This is a genomic window from Bifidobacterium saguini DSM 23967 (assembly GCF_000741715.1).
In the GTDB taxonomy this organism is placed as follows: domain Bacteria; phylum Actinomycetota; class Actinomycetes; order Actinomycetales; family Bifidobacteriaceae; genus Bifidobacterium; species Bifidobacterium saguini.
In genome coordinates this window covers 182558-202572 of record NZ_JGZN01000006.1, presented here as the reverse complement: position 1 = coordinate 202572, position 20015 = coordinate 182558, and the positions used below count along the sequence as shown (strand labels likewise).

16 protein-coding genes, 1 tRNA gene and 1 pseudogene are annotated in these 20015 nt (G+C 56.5%); 5 read left to right on the top strand and 13 right to left on the bottom strand.

Annotation, left to right across the window (positions count from 1 at the left end; translation table 11 throughout):
• Positions 1–259 precede the first annotated feature (259 nt).
• The 3 genes from BISA_RS12490 to BISA_RS03995 all read left to right on the top strand — a co-directional run bounded on the left by BISA_RS12490 (position 260) and on the right by BISA_RS03995 (position 4098).
• Positions 260–1657 (top strand): LCP family protein, encoded by a 1398-nt coding sequence (locus tag BISA_RS12490; protein ID WP_081889996.1) that lies wholly within the window; start codon positions 260–262, stop codon positions 1655–1657.
• A gap of 270 nt (positions 1658–1927) precedes the next feature.
• The gene (locus BISA_RS04000) at positions 1928–3706 is read left to right on the top strand and encodes an FtsK/SpoIIIE domain-containing protein (protein ID WP_033890359.1); all 1779 of its coding nucleotides are present in this window, start codon (positions 1928–1930) and stop codon (positions 3704–3706) included.
• A gap of 113 nt (positions 3707–3819) precedes the next feature.
• A complete protein-coding gene (locus BISA_RS03995; RefSeq protein WP_003835265.1) occupies positions 3820–4098 on the top strand; it encodes a WhiB family transcriptional regulator in 279 nt (92 codons plus the stop codon).
• A 132-nt stretch (positions 4099–4230) separates the two neighbouring features.
• On the opposite strand, the gene BISA_RS03990 is transcribed toward BISA_RS03995, so the two are convergent.
• A complete protein-coding gene (locus BISA_RS03990; RefSeq protein WP_033890358.1) occupies positions 4231–5718 on the bottom strand; it encodes a sensor histidine kinase in 1488 nt (495 codons plus the stop codon).
• A gap of 249 nt (positions 5719–5967) precedes the next feature.
• On the opposite strand from BISA_RS03990, the gene trhA reads away from it, so the two are divergent.
• Complete coding sequence (gene trhA, locus BISA_RS03985) at positions 5968–6882, top strand: PAQR family membrane homeostasis protein TrhA (protein ID WP_051917326.1); 915 nt, start codon at positions 5968–5970, stop codon at positions 6880–6882.
• Between the two features lie 97 nt (positions 6883–6979).
• On the opposite strand, the gene BISA_RS03980 is transcribed toward trhA, so the two are convergent.
• From BISA_RS03980 to BISA_RS03965, 4 genes are all read right to left on the bottom strand, one after another.
• Positions 6980–7459 carry a GreA/GreB family elongation factor gene (locus tag BISA_RS03980; protein WP_033890357.1) on the bottom strand — a complete coding sequence of 160 codons (480 nt, stop codon included), beginning with the start codon at positions 7457–7459 and terminating at the stop codon, positions 6980–6982.
• 86 nt (positions 7460–7545) lie between these two features.
• Positions 7546–7953, bottom strand: a complete 408-nt coding sequence (locus BISA_RS03975; RefSeq protein ID WP_033890356.1) for an FKBP-type peptidyl-prolyl cis-trans isomerase — start codon at positions 7951–7953, stop codon at positions 7546–7548.
• Between the two features lie 175 nt (positions 7954–8128).
• Positions 8129–9589 carry an L-serine ammonia-lyase gene (locus BISA_RS03970; protein ID WP_033890355.1) on the bottom strand — a complete coding sequence of 487 codons (1461 nt, stop codon included), beginning with the start codon at positions 9587–9589 and terminating at the stop codon, positions 8129–8131.
• Positions 9590–9693: 104 nt separating this feature from the next.
• Complete coding sequence (locus BISA_RS03965) at positions 9694–10287, bottom strand: hypothetical protein (RefSeq protein ID WP_033890354.1); 594 nt, start codon at positions 10285–10287, stop codon at positions 9694–9696.
• A 268-nt stretch (positions 10288–10555) separates the two neighbouring features.
• On the opposite strand from BISA_RS03965, the gene BISA_RS03960 reads away from it, so the two are divergent.
• A tRNA-Leu gene (locus BISA_RS03960) sits at positions 10556–10634 on the top strand.
• Between the two features lie 10 nt (positions 10635–10644).
• Here BISA_RS03960 and BISA_RS03955 read toward each other — a convergent pair.
• The 8 genes and pseudogenes from BISA_RS03955 to BISA_RS03920 form a co-directional block, all read right to left on the bottom strand.
• On the bottom strand, positions 10645–11646 hold the full coding sequence (locus tag BISA_RS03955; protein ID WP_033890353.1) for a Ppx/GppA phosphatase family protein: 1002 nt from the start codon (positions 11644–11646) through the stop codon (positions 10645–10647).
• 17 nt (positions 11647–11663) lie between these two features.
• A complete protein-coding gene (locus BISA_RS03950; protein ID WP_033890352.1) occupies positions 11664–12227 on the bottom strand; it encodes a DUF501 domain-containing protein in 564 nt (187 codons plus the stop codon).
• The gene (locus BISA_RS03945; protein WP_033890351.1) at positions 12224–12778 is read right to left on the bottom strand and encodes an FtsB family cell division protein; all 555 of its coding nucleotides are present in this window, start codon (positions 12776–12778) and stop codon (positions 12224–12226) included. Before BISA_RS03945 ends, BISA_RS03950 begins: the two co-directional genes overlap by 4 nt.
• A 90-nt stretch (positions 12779–12868) precedes the next feature.
• A complete protein-coding gene (gene eno / locus BISA_RS03940) occupies positions 12869–14167 on the bottom strand; it encodes a phosphopyruvate hydratase (RefSeq protein ID WP_033890350.1) in 1299 nt (432 codons plus the stop codon).
• A 154-nt stretch (positions 14168–14321) separates the two neighbouring features.
• Positions 14322–15217 (bottom strand): annotated as a pseudogene (locus tag BISA_RS11905) (aldo/keto reductase).
• Positions 15214–18819: a transcription-repair coupling factor gene (mfd, locus tag BISA_RS03930; RefSeq protein ID WP_033890349.1), complete on the bottom strand. Its 3606-nt coding sequence runs from the start codon at positions 18817–18819 to the stop codon at positions 15214–15216. The pseudogene BISA_RS11905 and the gene mfd overlap by 4 nt, the downstream one beginning before the upstream one ends.
• Complete coding sequence (gene pth / locus BISA_RS03925; protein WP_033890348.1) at positions 18809–19408, bottom strand: aminoacyl-tRNA hydrolase; 600 nt, start codon at positions 19406–19408, stop codon at positions 18809–18811. The genes mfd and pth overlap by 11 nt, the downstream gene beginning before the upstream one ends.
• A 58-nt stretch (positions 19409–19466) precedes the next feature.
• Positions 19467–19970: a GNAT family N-acetyltransferase gene (locus BISA_RS03920; protein ID WP_033890346.1), complete on the bottom strand. Its 504-nt coding sequence runs from the start codon at positions 19968–19970 to the stop codon at positions 19467–19469.
• Positions 19971–20015 lie beyond the last annotated feature (45 nt).

Here is a 20015-nt window from a genome sequence, read left to right as displayed (position 1 = left end):
GCCTTTGAGCTTTTTCATAACGCCTAAATTACACACATGCTACTTCGAGTTTGTCAAATTACTTCTCGTGTCAATACATATGTTTATTGAAGTTTGTGCTATAAGAGCATCTGGTTTGTCTGACAAACCGCTGTGCGGCAAGAGTCAATTATGGCGCGTATGTGCCGTTCCTGCGTAGGAACAAGGCACCCCAGCTATCGCAGGCGAACGCTGTGCCAAAGTGTCATTCAGACAAGCGACGACATTGGGAGGGTTTTGCATGACGCAGGAATCAGGTGAAGCGGATCAGTACATTAATCCGCCAAGCTTCACTCCTCCTGCCGGCCGCCGTACCAGGCCATCCGGTCAGGTCCCTCGATCCTCCAGCGCGGCAGCACCTTCCTCTGTGCCGTCCTATCAGCCGCAACGTTCAATTGGCAATGCAGGGCAAAGTGCTCCGGCATCTTTTGCTCCCCCCGCTTCCCGACGCACATCATCGGGGCGTTCAGCCGCACCGAGTTTCTCTCCCTCGAGTACTCGCCGGCAGATCAGCGAATCAGCCCATCATAATGATGCACCGCAAAGCATTCCACCCGCTCGCGCCAGACGTTCTACCGGTTCATCGCGCAACGCGAGTCGTTCAACCGCCATTCGTTCCAATCAAATTCAGCCGACCGCGAAATCATCGGCTGCGACTTTTGCCCGCAGCGCTGGGACCACATCAGCCGTGCATGCAATGAAACCTCATCGGGCAAGGCATATCATCATAGGCGCTCTTGCTCTTGTGCTGGCCATTCTGGCCATTAGTGTCTTCAGCGCTTGGAATTGGGTGGACGGACAGCTGAACAAAACCGCTTGGCTGACCAACACCGCCGATACGCCGGCATCCACATGGCTGATTCTCGGTTCAGATGAACGCGATGACCCAAACAGTGACATCTCCGGCTTCCGTACCGACACGATTCTGGTATTGACCAAGCCCAAGAGCGGCCCGAGCTCACTGATCTCCATTCCGCGCGACTCCTTAATGGAAGTCGACGGACAATACATGAAAATCAATGCCGTGGCTCAGGCCGTGGGCAAGAAAGCCCTAGTACAGCAGGTCGAAGATATTACCGGCCAAAAAATCGATCATGTGGCTCAGATTAAATTTGGCGGCCTGGAACAGGTCGTGGACGCTTTGGGCGGCGTGCAGCTGTGCTATGACGAGGATGTTGAAGATGCCTATTCCGGTTTGACCTGGCAGGCCGGTTGCCATAACGCGGACGGCGGCGTGGCACTCGCATTCTCCCGTATGAGGTATTCCGACGCCAATGGTGATTTCGGCCGCAACGCCCGCCAGCGTCAGGTGATTGCCGCCGTTATTCAAAAGGCCTCCAGCAAGGAAACGTTGACGAACCCCAAGAAGGTCATGGCCGTAGCCAAAGCCGGATTGGGAGCACTGACCGTAGATGAAGACGCCTCCACGATGAGCCTGATTAACATGGCGCTCGCGTTTAAGGACGCCACTGGCTCCAAGGGCGTTTCCGGCAGCGTGTATTGGACCGACCCTGATTATTACGTGGATGGCGTTGGCTCATCGGTATTGTTGAACGATGAGAAAAACACTGAATTGTTCGCTCAGCTTGCTGCCGGCACTCATGCCGCGGGCACTGTGGGCACGCTGGCTGAAGGCTGACCTGCATGCAATCGGCTTATGGCCGGTGTATGACGTGTGGCCATAAGTGCGCTATCGGTCAATTCATCAGACAATGTGGATAACTCGGCAAGCTAGAACCACATACCCCGTTTCAGCTTGCGCATCAGCGGCAGTGTCCTTCACGCTGGAGGTATGAGCAAACCATCAGCATCAAACGGCCAGATTGCACAGCGACCGCACACGGCTCGAACAAGGCAGAGCCGATCCCGCCATCGTGGTCTGTCGCATCATCGTTGGCGTGCGAGGCTTATGGCATTCGCGATGGCAGCTCCACTTCTGGCGCAAATCACAATGGTCGCAATCATGATTGTGCAGGGACACTGGCTGTATGCGCTCATGATCGTGCCCGGAGCTGTTGGCTGCCTGGCTTCCATACTGGTTTCCTTGCCTGCTCCCCCACTTGATACGCCATCGGATAGTACGCGCAATCATTCCGCTCGCGCCGGTAAGTCATCTGATGCCGCGTTGTTTAGCACACCTGCGGCAGCACGTCACACCCAATATTCGTATGATTTCACAGTCATTCAGGCAGCCGAACTAGAGCAATTACTGGAATTCGACTCCCTTCCTTGGAGAACAATGGTGCGTTATTGGCTTGGCTCACCTCAGTGGGACACTCCGCTGGGCATGGCGGAGAATGGGCCCTGCATCGTCAACCTGCGCAGGCAGGGGCCACATGCTCTTGTGGCAGGGACCACCGGCTCCGGCAAATCCGTGCTGCTGCAAAGCTGGTGTTTGGCTTTGGCCGCGCGCAACGGGCCTGACCGTCTGAATTTTGTATTCCTTGATTTCAAAGGTGGTTCGGCGTTCAGAGAGCTCGAACAACTGCCGCACTGCATCGGCAGCGTGTGCGATTTAGACCTTGCCCATGCCACCCGAGCATTGCGCGCCTTGGAACGAGAACTCACACGTCGAGAGCGGCTTACCGCCGAATACCGCACGTCATATATCGACGATCTGCCCGACCCGCCAGCACGATTATTCGTGGTTATCGATGAATTCCACGCATTGAAGGACCAGTTACCGGATTACATCAACCGTCTCGTACGAATCGCTTCCCTCGGACGATCATTAGGCATGCATCTTATCGCATGTACGCAAAACCCAATGGGTCAGATAAGTGCCGATATGAAGGCCAATATGGCCATGAATATCTGTCTTCGAGTTCGCGATGAACTTCAATCAGCCGAATTGTTAGGAGATGGCAGAGCGTCACGCATCAGTCCCACCATGCCAGGAGCCGCCTACTGCAATGATTCCGAGCATGTTGTAGCCCTGCGTTGCGCGAGCGCCGCCAATATGGGAAGCATTATCGGCAATATCGCGCTGACTGCACGATTCATGGGAAAGCAGACGGCTCCTCAGCTATTCTCCGCTCCTCTGCCTGTTGCTGTTCGCGCTCGTCCGCAAGCGCTCGCCGCACAACAACATGCCAATCAGCGCCTCATCTGGTTCGGCCTGTGTGATGACGGCATCACGGTGGGTGATGCCATGTTGAATCCGTTTCGCGGCAATATCGGTATTATTGGCGGTCACGGTCGTGGCAAAAGCACGGTTTTGGAGACTATTGCCGAACAGGTAGAGCATATTGAGGGGCTTGTGGCACGCATCAGTAGACCTGTGCATGGTATTTGGCGGACGCAAACCATTCATCAGTCCTCACGTAGCTTTCCCTGCAGAGAAGCTATATCTGCACCGCCTGAGCCACCGAGATTATTGTGGCTGGTCGATGATGCCGATGGCTTGTTTGACCCGTTTCTCACCGATGAGCATGCGTTGCATTTCAGGCAGGCTTTGGCGAATCCGTCCATCACCGTGGTTTTTACCGCTTCTTCCTTACGCCATATACGAATCCCTGAACACTGCATCACCAGAATCGTGTTTCCCAGTGGCGAGAAAACGGCTGATGTTATGGCTGGTATTCCTTCCTCATTACTTACATCACTCGGTCATCATGATTACGAAACCCCGGGCAGGGCCGTGCTCATTACCGGCTCATCGGCACAACTAGTGCAGTGCGCTTCATAAAATACCTGATATTTTCTCAGTGAAACCTCTTGAAAATGGACACAGTTCGTGGTTTCCTAGTGTAGGAATCAAGGAATAACAATCAGCCACGTGGCTTTTAAGGGAGGCAAGCAATGAGCAGCGCTTTTGATTGGCGAGCCAAGGCCGCATGTCGCGATAAGGATCCGGAACTGTTCTTCCCGGTGGGCAACACCGGTGCCGCATACCAGCAGATTGAGGAAGCCAAGGCCGTGTGCCGTACCTGCAAGGTGATTGACGCTTGCCTGAAGTGCGCGTTGGACACCAATCAGGATTACGGCGTGTGGGGCGGCTTGAGCGAGGATGAGCGTCGTGCGCTGAAGCGTCGCGCCATGCGCGCCCGCCGTTCGCAGGCCATGCAGATGCAAATCTGATATTCGCGTAGCATATCGCCGTCGTATACGAAGAGACCCTCCCATTCGGGAGGGTCTCTCTTTTTGTGGGGCTAACTCCCCTCAGGCAGCTCCGCTGACGGCTCCCTCTCAACAAGGGGAGTCGGGAACAGACTATTCTTCCTGAGCGGCGCGCAGCTTCATATCGAGCACTACGCGGGTGCCTCCTTCACGCCTCGGCTCCCAGTGCACGGAACCGCCAAAATCGTTGGTAACGAAGGTGTTGATGATTTGCGTACCCAAGCCGGATCCGGAGGATCGTGCCATACCGCCCTGTTCTTCGGAGCCAAGACCGGTACCATCGTCCTCGACCACCACGTTGAGGTTGGAGCCGGAACGTCCAACGGAAATCGTGATGTTGCCTTCCTTGCGCCCTTCGAATCCATGTTCAACGGAGTTCGTGATGAGCTCGGTCAACACCAAGGAAAGCGGCGTGGCATCCTGAGCCGGCATCATGCCGAACTTGCCCATGAAGTTCACGCTGATGTGTTGATCCTTCATTGTGGCCAGATCCACCGCCATGCGCAGCAGGTTGGAAATAACCTTGTCGAAATCCACGATCTCATCAGCGGTCTGGCTCAAACCTTCATGCACCATTGCAATGGTTTGTACGCGACGCTGAGCCTCCTGTAGCTCCTTCTTGACTTCCTCGGACTTGGTCTTACGAGCTTGCAGCCTCAGCAGGGCGGACACAGCCTGCAGGTTGTTCTTCACACGGTGGTGAATTTCGGAAATCGTGGCGTTCTTGGTCTGCAGTTCCTTTTCACGGCGTCGCAGTTCGGTCACATCACGGCACAGGATGATAGCGCCCACACGGCCGTTGTTGTCGTACAGCGGCAGCGAGCGCATGGAGACTGCGGAACGGTTCGCGTTGATTTCGGAATCGACGGCCGCCTTGCCGGAAAGCACCAGCGGCAGTGTTTCGGGAACCGGATCGTTTTCCTTCAGCAACTGGGTTCCCAGCTCGCTCAGGTATTGGCCGGGCATGGTGTTCAGCAATCCCAGACGTCTGAAGCAGCTGATGGCATTGGGAGCCGCGTAGCGTACCACACCGTCGATGGTCAGAATGATGAAACCGTCTGCCACGCGAGCAATATGACGCTGGCTCATCACGGAATCCTGATATGGGAATTGGCCGCGCGGAATCATCTCATAGAGCTGTTTGCCGGCGTTGATGCTTTCCGACTCATAACGACCGTTGGACTCTCGTGTGGCCATGTTGGTTTCACGCACCACCAGACCAAGCGTTTTGCCGTTATGCCGCACCGGAGCGTACACGTTGCACACCGTGGCCTTGCCTACGGAGCGCAGCACGGTGGAACGGAATACCACGCTGGACTGCATTGCGGCATCCAATTCACCGGTCATGTCGTCGGGCATGACATCGCCGACTACATCCTCGCCGCGAAGAGTCATCACTGTGGAGGGGCGGCATTGTTCGGCAACCACATACTTGCCGTCACCGTTCTGTACCAGCAGCAATAAATCAGCGAAACTCAGGTCGGCAATCACCTGCCAATCAGCTACCAGGTGATGCAGCCATTCACGGTCCTCATCGTCGAAATCCGGGCGGGTCGCAAGAATATGTGAAAAATCAGCCATGTCTTACATCATACGCAATGGCTTCGCGAAATGAGCGTTACCGGTAGCCATTGTTATGCTCTTAGCTCGAAGCGGAAAAGCATGTAAGGCCATAGGCGAGGACACCTGTCAACTGACTCATGCTGGCAACCTGCTTTGGTGTCATAATGTGAATGGAAATGGCGGGTTGCCATTGACAATCCAGCTGCTTACGTTAACGTAGGTTACGGTAACGTAAGCAATGTTCGCACTGCATCAGGAGGGGCAATCATGGCAGAGGAACACAGCGGCAGCAACGCCACAAGCAAGCTGGATTCCACCATCGAAGCGAAACGCGCCATCGCCATCAAAGCACGCGAACAAGCGCTGCAGGCCAAGGCGGACGCCGTGCGCGCCAAGGCACAGTTCAAAGCCGAAGCCATACGAGCCAAAGCTGAAGAGAAGGCACGTAAGAAGCTCGCCAAAGCCGAGAACCGCGCGCTGAAAATCGAAGGCATCGCCCCAGCTGAAGTGGCCCGTAAGATTCGTCTGGATGTGCATGGGCGTCCAAAGCCCGCCATGCGTGGATGGATTCATGCCGTAGCCTCTCCCCTATCGCTGGCCGCAGGCATCGTGCTGATCTGTTTGGCGCAGGGTGCCGGACTCAAATGGGCGTGCGCCGTGTTCATGACCGCCTCGTTGATTCTGTTCACGAACTCCGCGTGCTATCACTTGGGTGATTGGAGCCCCCATGTTACCGATGTGCTTCGCCGCATCGATCACGTCAACATCTTCCTGCTGATAGCAGGCACCTATACGCCGGTTTCGTTCGCCTTGGAACCGTTCTGGCGCAATTTCATTATTACTTCCATGTGGTCGTGCACACTGATCGCACTGATTATTCATGTGATTTGGATCAATGCTCCACGCTGGCTGTACACCGTGGTGTACATCGTGTTCGGCATCTACGGTCTGGCGTTCATGATGCTGTTCTGGAATTCACCATATGCTGGTCCTGCCGTGGTGATTCTGCTGTGCGCGGGCGGAGCCTGCTACATTCTGGGTGCCATCGTCTACGCATTGCGCAAACCAGATCCTTGGCCGCGTATCTTCGGTTTCCATGAGATCTTCCACTGCGGCACCGTCGCCGGATACGCCTGCCATATGGTGGCCATCTATATGGTGATCGTGGCGTTGTGGAGCTGATTCCTCTCCGGTCTTAAAAACACCCCGTAATAACGTGAATGGGCTTCTCCTAATACAAGGAGAAGCCCATTCACGTTATAGATACAAGCTGAGAAGCTCAGGCAAGCGGCTTGGAGGCCTTGACCACCACGGACAGCTCACGACCGTTCGGAGCGGTGTAGGTCACGGTGTCGCCCACCTTGGCACCTTCGATGGCCTTGCCAATCGGGGAATCCGGGGTCATGATGTCGTAATCAGTGCCGGCCACGATATCGCGGCTGCCGAGCACGTAGGTCATCTCGTTGCCGTTGAGCTCGATGGTCACCACGGAACCGTTGCCCACGGTACCTTCCGGAGCGTTTTCGATGATTTTGGAATCACGGAGCTTCACGGTGAGCTCGGTGATACGGCCTTCGTTCTTGCTCTGAGCTTCACGGGCGGCCTGGTAGCCACCGTTCTCGGAAAGGTCGCCTTCAGCACGGGCTACGGCAATCTTGTGAGCAATCTCCTCACGCAGCTCGCTCTCACGGTAAGCGAGCTCTTCCTTCATCTTGTTGTATGCTTCCTGCGTCAGCAGGTAGACCTTATCTTCAGCCATAATGTCCTCCTGAACTTACGATCAATGCTGAATGTATAGCAAAAACGCCGGCTATGACACCGGCGTTCCGTCATACTGAATATGTCTCAGCGAGTGGAAATGATGTCGATGACGAACACCAGGGTATCGTCGCCGCCGATGCCGGCCTGCGGGACGCCACGGGAACCGTAACCGTACTCCGGCGGGATGGAGACCACCAGACGGGAGCCCACGTTGTGGCCCGGCACAGTCTGATCCCAACCCTTGATGACCTGGCCCACGCCAATACCGAAGCTGGCCGGCTGGTGGCGGTCGAAGCTGGAATCGAACGGGGTCTCCTTGCCCCACACCACACCGTGATAGTTCACGGTAACGGTATCGCCACGACGAACCATCGGGCCGTCGCCCTCAGTCAGTTCAACAGCCTTGAGACCCTTGGGAGCCTCGTCGGTCGGGAACTCAATAACGGGCGTGGTGCCGAATTCTGCGTTCACCTTGGGCATCTGTTCTGCCATACGTCCTCCTTGTCAGACACAATGCGCCCTACATTATCACCATTGGCGCAACGGCGAAAGTCGTTCTTCCCAGTGCGATACAGGAATCGGACGGGCTGCGCCCGCAGAAGTATTTGCTTCTCTCCCTCAGTCTCGCCTCGCTCGACAGCTCCCTCATCAGAAGGAGCCGAGGGGGCTAGCATTCGACAACGTTGACGGCGAGACCGCCTTTGGAGGTTTCCTTGTATTTGGCCATCATGTCTTCGCCGGTCTGCTTCATCGTAGCAATTGCCTGATCGAGGGTCACGATATGCGAGCCGTCGCCAAGCATGGCCATACGCACGGCATTGATGGCGGTGTTCGCGGCCATCGCATTGCGTTCAATGCAAGGAATCTGCACCAACCCGCCCACCGGATCGCAAGTCAACCCAAGATTATGTTCGATGCCGATTTCCGCAGCATTTTCCACTTGTTCGGAAGTGCCACCCATCACTGCGGCCAGACCTGCCGCAGCCATTGAACAAGCCGAACCAACCTCGCCCTGGCACCCTACCTCAGCACCGGAAATCGAAGCATTGCGTTTGAACAGGTAGCCGATGGCTCCAGCCGTGAGCAGGAACGTCACAATACCTTGCTCATTGGCATCGTCCACAAAATGCCAGTAATAATGCAGCACTGCGGGAATAATGCCCGCCGAACCGTTGGTAGGAGCGGTGACGATGCGCCCTCCCCCAGCATTCTCCTCGGAGACAGCGAGCGCGAACAGGTCCACCCATGCGGCATCGGAGGATTCCAATACCGCATCCTTACGTCGGCGGTCTCGTCGCAGCAAATCGGAATTGGAGGATAGCCGCTGATACATTTTCGGCGCTCGGCGTGGCACGTCAAGGCCACCGGGCAGTGTGGTTTCGTTCGAGGTGCAGCCATTGTTGACGCATTCACGCATCACGCGCCAGACATTGTCGATGGCCGTGCGCACCTGCACACCTGAGCGAGTAGCTGTTTCATTGGCCCACACGAGCTCGGCGATGCTCATATGGTGCTCGCGGCACAATGCGACGAGTTCGGCACATGATGAGAATGGGTATGGGATTTCGGGCCCGAAGTCGGTGGAGGATGATTCATCCTCATCGGCAAAGGAGGTGCCTGCCGGTGGCTTGTCATGAATGCCGATCATCAAATCGTCTGGATTGCCTTGGCGAATGAATCCACCGCCAATGGAATACCACACTTGTTCGAGTACCAGTGAGCCGGCTGCATCAAACGCTTGGAACCGCATACCGTTGGGATGCGCTGCCATACGCTTCCAGAGTTCGAAGACCACATCGCGCGCGTAGTCGAAGTGGATGCGTTTGATGCCGGCCAGGTTCAACGTGTCGTCAAGCGCGCAGGTTTCACGGATGTGCAGCATATGTTCCGTATCCACGCTGGCAGGCATGTTGCCTTCCAGACCTGCCATTGCCGCGCGATCAGTACCATGTCCCATGCCGGTCAGGGCCAGAGAACCGTACAGCGTAACCTTGACGCGTTCGGTTCTTTCAATGAGACCGTCTTGCGTGAGCGATGCCGCAAAGGCGTGCGCGGCTGCCATCGGCCCTACGGTATGCGAGGAGGAAGGTCCCACTCCGATGGTGAACATATCGAGCACGCTGAACATGATTGCTCCTTTGTGGCTGTGTTGCTTATCGCGCTACACCATCCTATGACAGATGCTCGTGGCCGTGGATGCGGCAGCGCAACAGATTGTAATAGGGCGTTGTTTTACTTCGAGGAAGGCAGCTGGCCGAAAATCATCACCATCACGATGATGCCGAGTACCGCCAACACCACTTGCACTGCCAGCAATGCGAATGCGACCGGCTTCTTGGTGGCCAGCTTAGTGCCATAGGCTTGGGCCAGCAGGAATGCGATGAAGCCGAAGACCGCATAGTTGAGGGTCAGTGCGGCAATATCCGAGTTGGCGAGCACAACGCCGTTGAGCGATTGATTGAGCGAGTTCATGGTGGAGCTCATCACGAACATGCCCCAAATGCCGTAGCCGATAAGTCCGATGACGGCATACGCCCACGGCTTGAATTTATCCTTCATGCGATTAGTGAATGCTTCAGCGCACCACAAGAGCGCAAAACCAACGACATACGTGAAAATGGCGGCGATAAGCACGGTCACGGTCATCCACGGCACTAAAGCCACCACCGGAGCATTGGTGGTAGGGTCGGCAATCATGGTCAGATAGAATCCTGAGCAGGCGATGGCTCCAACAGTGAGCGCAGTGCCAACAATCACGGCTTGGGCGAACATCGTGGGCAAAGCACCTTGTTCGACTCGATCGACTGCGGTCCAGCGTGAGGCCATAGGAATCCCTCGTTTCATCAAACATTCAACACAACGAAGAATAGGGTAACGAGGGAATGTTTCGAGAAGATGCCTCTATTCCAAGAGAAGGCATCTTGGAGAATGCCCAATGGGTGCCTCCACTGGGCTGAGCCATGAGGCGGACAGCCCAGTGGGCTGTCCGTAGGCGAAGGGAGCAGCTATACCGCGACGGCTGAGCGAAGCTCAGCACCCCGCAAGCCGCATCCGTCTCGGGGTGACGTACAATAGTACGGTTGGTTTATCCAACGCCTCCGTGGCGAAATGGTATACGCAGTCGACTTAAAATCGATCGCTTCGGCTTGTGGGTTCGAGTCCCATCGGAGGCACCTTAGCACCTTATTGTGCGAGCAGTCGGCGACCGTAGTCGAGGACGATGCCGTCCAAAAGACCGTGTTCACTGGCCACATAGGAGTCGATAGGTGTGCCATGATCTTGTTTGGCTGCTTCGCTCACCTTGGCAAGCACGCGATTCCATACCACAGCGCCACCGCCGACCACGTCGATACGGCCGGGATGAATGGTCTTGTATTCGCGGCGTTCGGCGCGCGTCATCTTCAGGAACTTGTCATCGATCGCATAAGCCTCTTCAAGTCCCAGACGGTACCCGTCGACCACGCTGTGATCGTATTCCTTTAGTCCGATGGCAAGTGCGGTCATCGTGGTTACAGTGCCGGATACGCCGATGATGGTGCGTGCTTTGCCGGCATTCACATACTTGAATGCCTCATCGATATGTTCATCGATGTCGGCAATGGCGTGAGCGATCTCTTCATCGGTAGGTGGATCGTTCTTCAGATGGCGTTCGGTCATACGCACCGAACCAATATTCATTGAGAATGCGCCCTGCACCTGAGTGGTGGGAGCGGTCACGCCATCGCCACCGATAACCAGTTCGGTGGAGCCGCCGCCCAGATCCACCACCAGATACGGTGCTTCCAGATCGTCACGATCAACTACCGAAGTAGCGCCAAGGAAGCTTAAATCGGCCTCTTCCGTGCCGGGAATCACTTCGGGGCGCACACCGAGAATCTTCTCGATGCCGTCTTCGAATTCCTCACGGTTCTCCGCGTCTCGAGTGGCGGAGGTGGCCACGAACCGCAGTCCGTCCACCGGATGCTCGGCAAGCACGTCGGCGAATTCGCGTGCGGCCACGTAAGCGCGCTCCAGCGCTTCGTCGGCGAAGCGATGGGTCTTGTCCACATCCTGTCCAAGACGAATCACCCTGAGAATACGCGGCACCACCTCATGCATGCCATTGGCATCCACGCGCGCTACCTTCAGACGAATGGAATTCGTGCCGCAATCAATGCCGGCAACGGTTACGGAATCCTTGCTCATGTTCTTCTCCTCGTATCTCACAGCACGGTGCAACGGCAAACAGTAGGATCGAATTCGTCTTTGACGCGCTCCAGTACCAAGTCGCCAATCGGATTGGCGCCCGGCCCCATGATCAGACTCTGCGCCAAAAGTGCATGCAGGCACTTGACGCGCACAGGCATGCCACCAGCGGAGGTGCCTTCGATATGCTCTTCGCTATCGCCCAACCGAGTGGCCAATTCATGACGGAATGCCAGATACAGCTGATGCGCCTGCTCGTAAGCGGCCTTCAATTCCTCATCTTCGCCAAGCATCTCGTTGTACTGTTGCATCACACCGGCTGCTTCTACATGAGATGCTGCTTTTACCGCTTCCGGACCAGTCAAATAGCAAGTAGTGGGGAAAGGAATGCCACCGGGCAGCAACGGGCGAGTTACCACCGCAAGCGGGCGACCGCATACGCAGCGTGCTCCCACCGCCACCATGCCTCGCGGATAACGGCCAAGCTGCCGCTGCACCAGCTCAATATCCTGCTCGGTGGCCGGCTGCGCTAATACGGCGTCAACTAGAGACACTGCCTTGACGTTGATGTCGTTGGTCACTGTTGGGTTCCCTCCCCTGTGGTGTTCTGTTCATTACTTTGCGAATCCTGTTGATTCTTTTGCGCAGACGAGTCCGCGGAATCATTGTGCGATGACGATTTGTCAGTCACCGGCTCATCAGCTTTTTTGAAAGAGTAGGCAAGCTCGCTATACCAAGGCAACACCTTTTTGGCAGTACTCTGGCTCGTGGATGAATCCTCCTCCTGCGTATCCGTGCCGGTTACCGCTTCAGGATGAAGCACCTGTACGGCTTGTTCATCTGGAAATACGAATCCAAGTCGCTCGCGAGCTTGGGCAGTGACGTAAGCCTTGTCATTCCAGCGCTTGATGTTATTTTCAAGCTCCTGCTTCTTTGCCACCAGCGAAGCTTCCTCACGCTTCAAACCATTCAGCTCAGCGAGATTCAGCGCATATGTATGGAACGTTGAGACCAGTTGGATAGTACCCAACGCCACAATAAACAACGAAAGAAAGAATGCGATAGGCCCCGCGGCACTCTTTCGTTTCGATTTCTTATTACCGTTCGATTCGGTGCGGGACGACTTACTCATGTTTCACGAAAATACCCGCCACATTCGACTTGACGAATGCAGCGGGTATTGAGCTTCAGTGGAATATCACGCCTTTACAGGCGTTTCAATTCACTTGGCCAGGTACTTCTTGCAGGCCTTGAAGGCGCTGTAGCCGGCGTACTGAGCGGTGGAGCCGAGCTCCTCCTCGATCTCGAGCAGGCGGTTGTACTTGGCAACGCGCTCGCCACGAGCCGGGGCACCGGTCTTGATCTGGCGGGTGTTCTTAGCAACAGCCAGGTCGGAGATGGTGGTGTCCGGGGTCTCGCCGGAACGGTGGGAAACCATAGAGGTGTAGCCGTTGGCGGTGGCCAGCTCGATGGCGTCGAGGGTCTCGGTGACGGTGCCGATCTGGTTCAGCTTGACCAGCAGGGAGTTGGCAGCGCCGAGCTCGATGGCCTTCTGCAGGCGAGCCGGGTTGGTGACCAGGAGGTCGTCGCCGACGAACTGCAGGCGGTCGCCCAGCAGCTTGGTGATGGCGGTCCAGTCTTCCCAACCCTCTTCGTTGAACGGATCCTCGATGGAGACGATCGGGTACTCCTCAATCAGCTGCTCGTAGAAGTCGAGCATGTACTGGGAGTCGCGCTCGTCACCCTCGAAGTGGTACTTGCCGGTCTCCTTGTTGTAGAACTCGGAGGAAGCGACATCCAGGGAGATACCGATCTGCTTGCCCGGCTCGTAGCCAGCAGCGGAGATGGCATCCATGATGTAGTTCAGGGAGTCCTTGTTGGACTTCATCTTCGGAGCGAAGCCGCCCTCATCGCCGAGGCCAGTGTTCAGGCCTTCCTTCTTCAGGACGTTCTTCAGGGTGTGGTAGACCTCGACACCAGCCTGCAGAGCCTCAGAGTAGGTCTTGAAACCGTACGGGGAGATCATGTACTCCTGAATGTCGGTGGCGAAGTCAGCGTGAGCGCCACCGTTCATGATGTTCATGTTCGGGACCGGCAGGATGTGGCCGTTGGTGCCGCCGATGTAGCGGTACAGCGGTTCGTCTGCGGACTCAGCGGAAGCGTACAGAGCAGCCAGGGAGACGCCTAGGATGGCGTTGGCGCCCAGCTTGCCCTTGTTCGGGGTACCGTCGAGCTCGATCATCAGGTCGTCGAGAGCGCGCTGGTCGGAAGCATCCATGCCGATGACCTTCGGAGCGATCTCTTCGTTAACGGCCTTGACAGCGTTCAGAACGCCCTTGCCGCCGTAGACGGACTTGTCGCCATCGCGACGCTCCCAAGCCTCAGCTTCACCAGTGGAGGCACCGGAAGGAACCAGGCCCAGGCCACGAGCACCGTCTTCGGTGTCCAGGACGACCTCAACGGTCGGGTTGCCACGGGAATCGAGAATCTGACGTGCGTACACGCTTTCAATTGCTGCCACAACTACTCCTTAAAACGGTTGTGTATCTAATGACAGTCATAAGACTAGTGCGATTTGTGGACGTTGTGAACGACACGCCCAAAAATAGTGTGAGCGCTCACATTTATTTGTTCTCCGTCATCAGTCGGAAATCCGCAGCCTGCATAAAGACCAATCAGCTCAGGTATTCGAGCTCATCTTGGGATAAATGCAGCGCTACCGCTTGGAATGAATCCTCGATCTCATGCGGATTGCGGGCAGAGGGAATCGTAAACAGATGCGGGTATTGCGCGAGTTCCCAAGCCAATGTGACCCGCTGATACGAGCAGTCATGCGCTTTGGCGACTTCGCGGAACCGATCGAACACATGCTCGTTGAACGGGTCGAGGAATCCGCCGAGCGGCGACCAGCAGACGAATGCCAAACCGAGCTTTTCGCAGGCCTCCATCGTATGCTCCGGATCGCGATGCACTGGCGAGAACTGGTTTTGTACTGCAACCAATCGGCCACCGAGGATTCTATGCGCGGTTTCGATGTCTTCGTTGCCGATTCGCGAGATTCCCACCGCTTTGGCCACGCCCTCATCCACAAGCTGTTTCAACGCTTCCATCTGCTCCGCATAAGGCACTTGCGGATCGTTGCAGTGCGAGTACAGCAAATCGAGCGTATCCACGCCGAGACGACGAGCGGATTCCTTGGCATTGGCGATCATGGTTTCCGGGCGGGCGTCGGCTTGCCAGCGTAGTGGCCTTGGCTGTCAAGCGTGCGCAGCCAACCGGTTTTGGTTGCTACAAGCACTTCATCTTGAGGACCGTGCCAGCTGGCGAGCGCATCACGCACCAAGTATTCGCCATAGCCCATGTCTTCCGGCTCGCCGGTACCGGGTTTGCTCGGCAGATAATACGACCACGCGGTATCGAGGTAGCGCACGCCGAGGTCGAGAGCCCTATGGATTGTTGCGATGGCTTCGTCGCGGTTTCCCGGACGGCCTTCAATCGCAAGCGCCATCGTACCCATGCCGAGGCGCGGGATTTCATGACCGGCAAGCGTTGCCGTGTTTCGATATTTCATCGTTGTGGCCTCCATGCTAAATCGTCAAGGAGTTGGTTGGCCCATAGGACGATTTGGTCGGAGCTCATTGGGCCCTGACCGAGCGAACCGTTGAATGGTGCAGGTACCAACAATTGATGCGTGACCGGACGGTATTGGGCTCCCTTGTAGATTCTCGCCATACGCATTTGGATGGATTCAGGCGGATCGATGCGACCAATACGCACGCGGTTCGATTGCGCGAGGATTTCCGAGATTCCGAGTTTGCGTGCTTTGAACTTCAAGCGCGCAACATCGAACAGGGTCTCGAATTCGACCGGCGGCTTGCCGTAACGATCGGTAAGTTCCTCTTGAAGATCCTTGAGATCGTTCTCGTTGCGGGCGGAGGCGAGCTTGCGGTATGCCTCGAGACGCAGCTTGTCCGAATCGATGTAATCCACCGGAATGGATGCTTCAATCGGCAAATCCACGGATACGGAAATCGGTTCGACGGTTTCCTCGGGCTCCTTGTATTTCTCCACGGCTTCGGAAACCATGCGCACGTAGAGGTCGAAGCCCACGCCTTCAATATGACCGGACTGTTCGTCGCCCAGCAGGTTGCCGGTGCCGCGCAATTCCAAATCCTTCATGGCCACGTCGAAGCCGGAGCCCAATGCAGTGTTCTGCGCGATGGTGGCCAATCGGTCGTGAGACTGTTCGGTCATCGGCTTGGTCGGGTCATAGAGGAAGTAGGCGTATGCGCGTTCGCGCCCTCGGCCCACGCGGCCGCGCAACTGGTGCAATTGAGAAAGACCGAAGCGGTCGGCATGGTCCACGATCAACGTATTGGCATTGGAGATATCCAGACCGGTTTCGATGATCGTAGTGCACACGAGCACGTCGATGTCGCGATGCCAGAAGTCGCGGATGATCTGGTCGAGCTGTTTCTCCCCCATCTTGCCGTGCGCGATGCCCACGCGCGCTTCAGGCACGAGTGTGTGAATCTTGTCGGCGATGTGGGAGATGTCCTGCACGCGATTATGCACGTAGAACACCTGGCCTCCGCGCAGCAGTTCACGGCGTACGGCCGCAGTGACCTGCGCGTCCTCGTAGGCACCCACATAGGTGAGCACCGGCAGTCGGTCCTCAGGTGGCGTGGCCAGCGTCGACATTTCGCGAATACCGGTCACCGCCATTTCAAGCGTACGAGGAATAGGCGTTGCAGATAAGGAGAGCACATCCACGTTGGTACGCAGAGCTTTCAACGTTTCCTTATGTTCCACGCCGAAACGCTGCTCCTCATCGATGATGACGAGCCCCAAATCCTTGAACTTGATCTTCGGGTTCAGCAGCTTATGGGTACCGATGACCACATCCACCGAGCCGGCTGCCAAACCTTCAATGGTGGCGTTGATCTCCTTGGTGGTTTGGAATCGACTCATAGCGGCCACATCCACCGGGAATCCTTCAAAGCGCTCGGTGAACGTCTCATAATGCTGCTGGACAAGCAGCGTGGTGGGCACGAGTACGGCCACTTGCTTGCCGTCCTGTACGGCTTTGAAGGCGGCGCGCACGGCGATTTCGGTTTTGCCGAAGCCCACGTCGCCGCAAATCAAGCGGTCCATCGGCACAGGCTTTTCCATATCCGCCTTGACTTCATCAATCGTGGTGAGCTGATCGGCCGTTTCCTGATACGGGAACGCGTCTTCCAGTTCCTTCTGCCACGGCGTATCCGGGCCAAACGCGAAGCCTTTCGCACGCTGGCGAGCGGAGTACAACTTGATCAAATCATCGGCGATTTCACGCACATGCTTGCGAGCTTTGGCCTTGGTCGCCGCCCAATCCGAGCCACCGAGCTTGTTAAGCTTCGGAGCTTCAGCACCGATGTACTTGCTGACCTGATCGAGCTGGTCAGTGGGAATAAACAGCTTATCCGCGGGCGCACCTCGTTTGGAAGGCGCGTATTCAATGACCAAATACTCGCGGGTGGTGCGGTTCGCGCCGGTACCGATGGTGCGCTGACGCATTTCCACAAACCGGCCGATACCGTGCTGCTCATGCACCACATAGTCACCCTTTTTGAGCTCCACCAGATCGATGACTTTGCGGCGGCGCTTCGGCGTTTTGGCTACGGCCACAGCCGAAGTACGACCAGTCAGGTCGCGTTCGGTAAGCAACGCGATTTTGGCGGCTTTGTCTACGAAACCGTCGATGGCTTGAGACCGGATGCAATCGAATGTAGTAATACCGGTGGTATTAATCGCACGTTTAAGTCTGGCCAAGGTACCGGCTGCGGCGGCGGTGATGGTCACTTGGCAGCCGGCATCGATTAATCCTTCGATACCTTGAGCGGCTTTGGTTTCATCTCCACGAAACTCTGCTGGATTCTGCGCATCCAATTGCACATGGCCGGGCAGAGTGGCGTCCACGCCAAAGCTGGTCAAGCGAATCACATCATGCTCGGAATATTCAAGCGAACTGATGGTTTCCGAGTAATCCAGGAAGCTGGCTTCGTCGAAGCTGATGGGCGCGCCGGCACCGTGGCCGGATGCGGCCACATGCCAGCTAGCTGCAAGGAATTCGTTGGCGGTCTTTGCCAAGTCTTCAGCGGAACGGCGCAGTTTTTCCGGGTCGCTCAGCACAATCACGGCATGCTCGGGCAGCATAGAGCCCACAGGCTCGAGATGATCCACAAGCGCAGGCATCAACGATTCCATACCTTCGACAGGAATGGCGTTGGCGATGGATTCGAGCATATCTTCGGCATTGGGAATCGAGCCGATCAGCGCTTTGGCACGCTTTCGCACTGCATCGGTGAGCTGCAGTTCGCGGCATGCGGTAGCCCAAATGGTTTTGAGACCATTGCCGTAGGTGCGCTGGTCGGAGGCGTGGAATTCCTTGATGGTGTCGATTTCGTCGCCAAAGAATTCGATGCGCACCGGGTGCGGGGCTGTTGGAGGGAATACGTCGAGGATGCCGCCGCGAACCGCGAATTCACCTCGGTCCATGACCAAGTCCACGCGCGTGTAGGCGTTCTCGATGAGCCGTTTAGCGGCCTCATCGAGCGCAAGCTCCTCCCCCAAGGTGAACACCAAAGGTTCCACGTCGCCCAAGCCTTTGACCACCGGCTGAATCAGCGAACGAATCGGCATAACAAGAATGCGAATCGGACCGAACATCGGATTGTTCTGGTCGGGGTGCTTCAATCTGCGGAATACGGCCATACGACTGGCCACCGTATCCGCGCGCGGGCTTAGTCGCTCGTGCGGCAGGGTCTCCCATGCCTCCAATTGGGCGATGTCGTTCGGATCGCCATCATACCAAGAGCGCAGCGCGCCCACGGTTTCCTCAGCTTCACGGCCAGAGGCCACGACCATAACCACTGGTTTGCCGGGTTTGCCGTTCATTCCTTGCCCGATGGCGGCCACCAGTGCCGGGCGTAAACCTTCCGGCATGCCGACCAGCAATGAGGGGTCTGCGGCGTTTTCGCTGGGCTCAATCTCGCCGGCCGTAAGTGCTCGAAAATTCGGATCGCGGCCCAGCTCACTCAATACGCCTGAGAGCGAACCATCGATGGGCTGACCGTTCGCCGCCGCTGCGGTGATGGCAGACGCGTCAGCGGACTTTGCGGCGTCAGCGGCCATTGAACTTCTCCTGGGTCTTGGCAAGCCCCTTGAAAATGATGTCTTCAGCGGCATCGGCACCATCAGCTAGGAAATCCGGCAGCTGCTTGCGCTGATCCGGGCCGAACCCGCCGAGCACCCAGTTCACCGTATTGTCATGCGCGTTGGGACCACGCTTGGCATGGCCAACACCCATACGCACGCGCGCGTATTTCGGTGTGCCCAGCGAACGGTCGATGGACTTGATGCCGTTGTGCCCACCCGCGGAACCGCCGGATTTGACCTTGATGCGGCCGAATTCCAAATCCATATCATCGTGAATCACCACGATATGATCCGGCTCAATCTGGTAATAGGCCGCGATGGAAGCCACGGCGTTGCCGGATTCGTTCATATAGGTCAAAGGCTTGGCGAGGAAGAACTTCACCGTGCGGCCATCGAGATTCATCGTGCTTTTACCGAGCATGGCCAAGCCCTTGTGGTCGGCGAAGTTCACCGTCCAACGTTCGGCGAGCACATCCGCCACCATGAAGCCCATGTTGTGGCGGGTGCCTTCATATTTCTTACCAGGGTTGCCCAATCCTGCAATCAGCCAAAAGTCCGATGCCATGTTTCTCCTTCAAAGCCTAATTAACTTTGAAGATTGTACCCTGACCCCTTCAGCAGGATCACAAATCCAAATACCAATAGGACATATCCCGCATAGCGCCGGTGGAATCGGTCGCGGCAGCCGGCATCAGGCCGAACTGGGTGAATCCAAAGCGATGCATCAGTGCAATGGAGCCGGCATTGTCGGCGAAAATGATGCCGCACGCCTTGCGCATGTGGCGGTTACGAGCTTCATCCAAGAGATGCTGAAGCATAAAGGTGCCCACGCCTTTGCCCTGCCATGCGGGGTCGATGTAGTAAGCGAGATCGGTGACACCATCGTAGCCGGCACGGTCATAGAACACGGACAGTGCGCCGAAACCGATAACAAGACCGGGTTGCTCCGATGATTCGACCACGAACACACCGTACGGCGGCTTGTGAGAATCCACCCAATCCTGACGCTGTTCAAACGTTCTTGGAGTCAGATCGGCGGTGGAGCCGCCTGCGATGACGGATGCGTTGTAGATATCAGTGATGGCTTGAGTATCGGATGAGGTTGCTGCGCGGAATGTGTATGGCATGGTTGTAGAGAATAGCATTCGGCGCTGGTGCACAGCACAATCTGC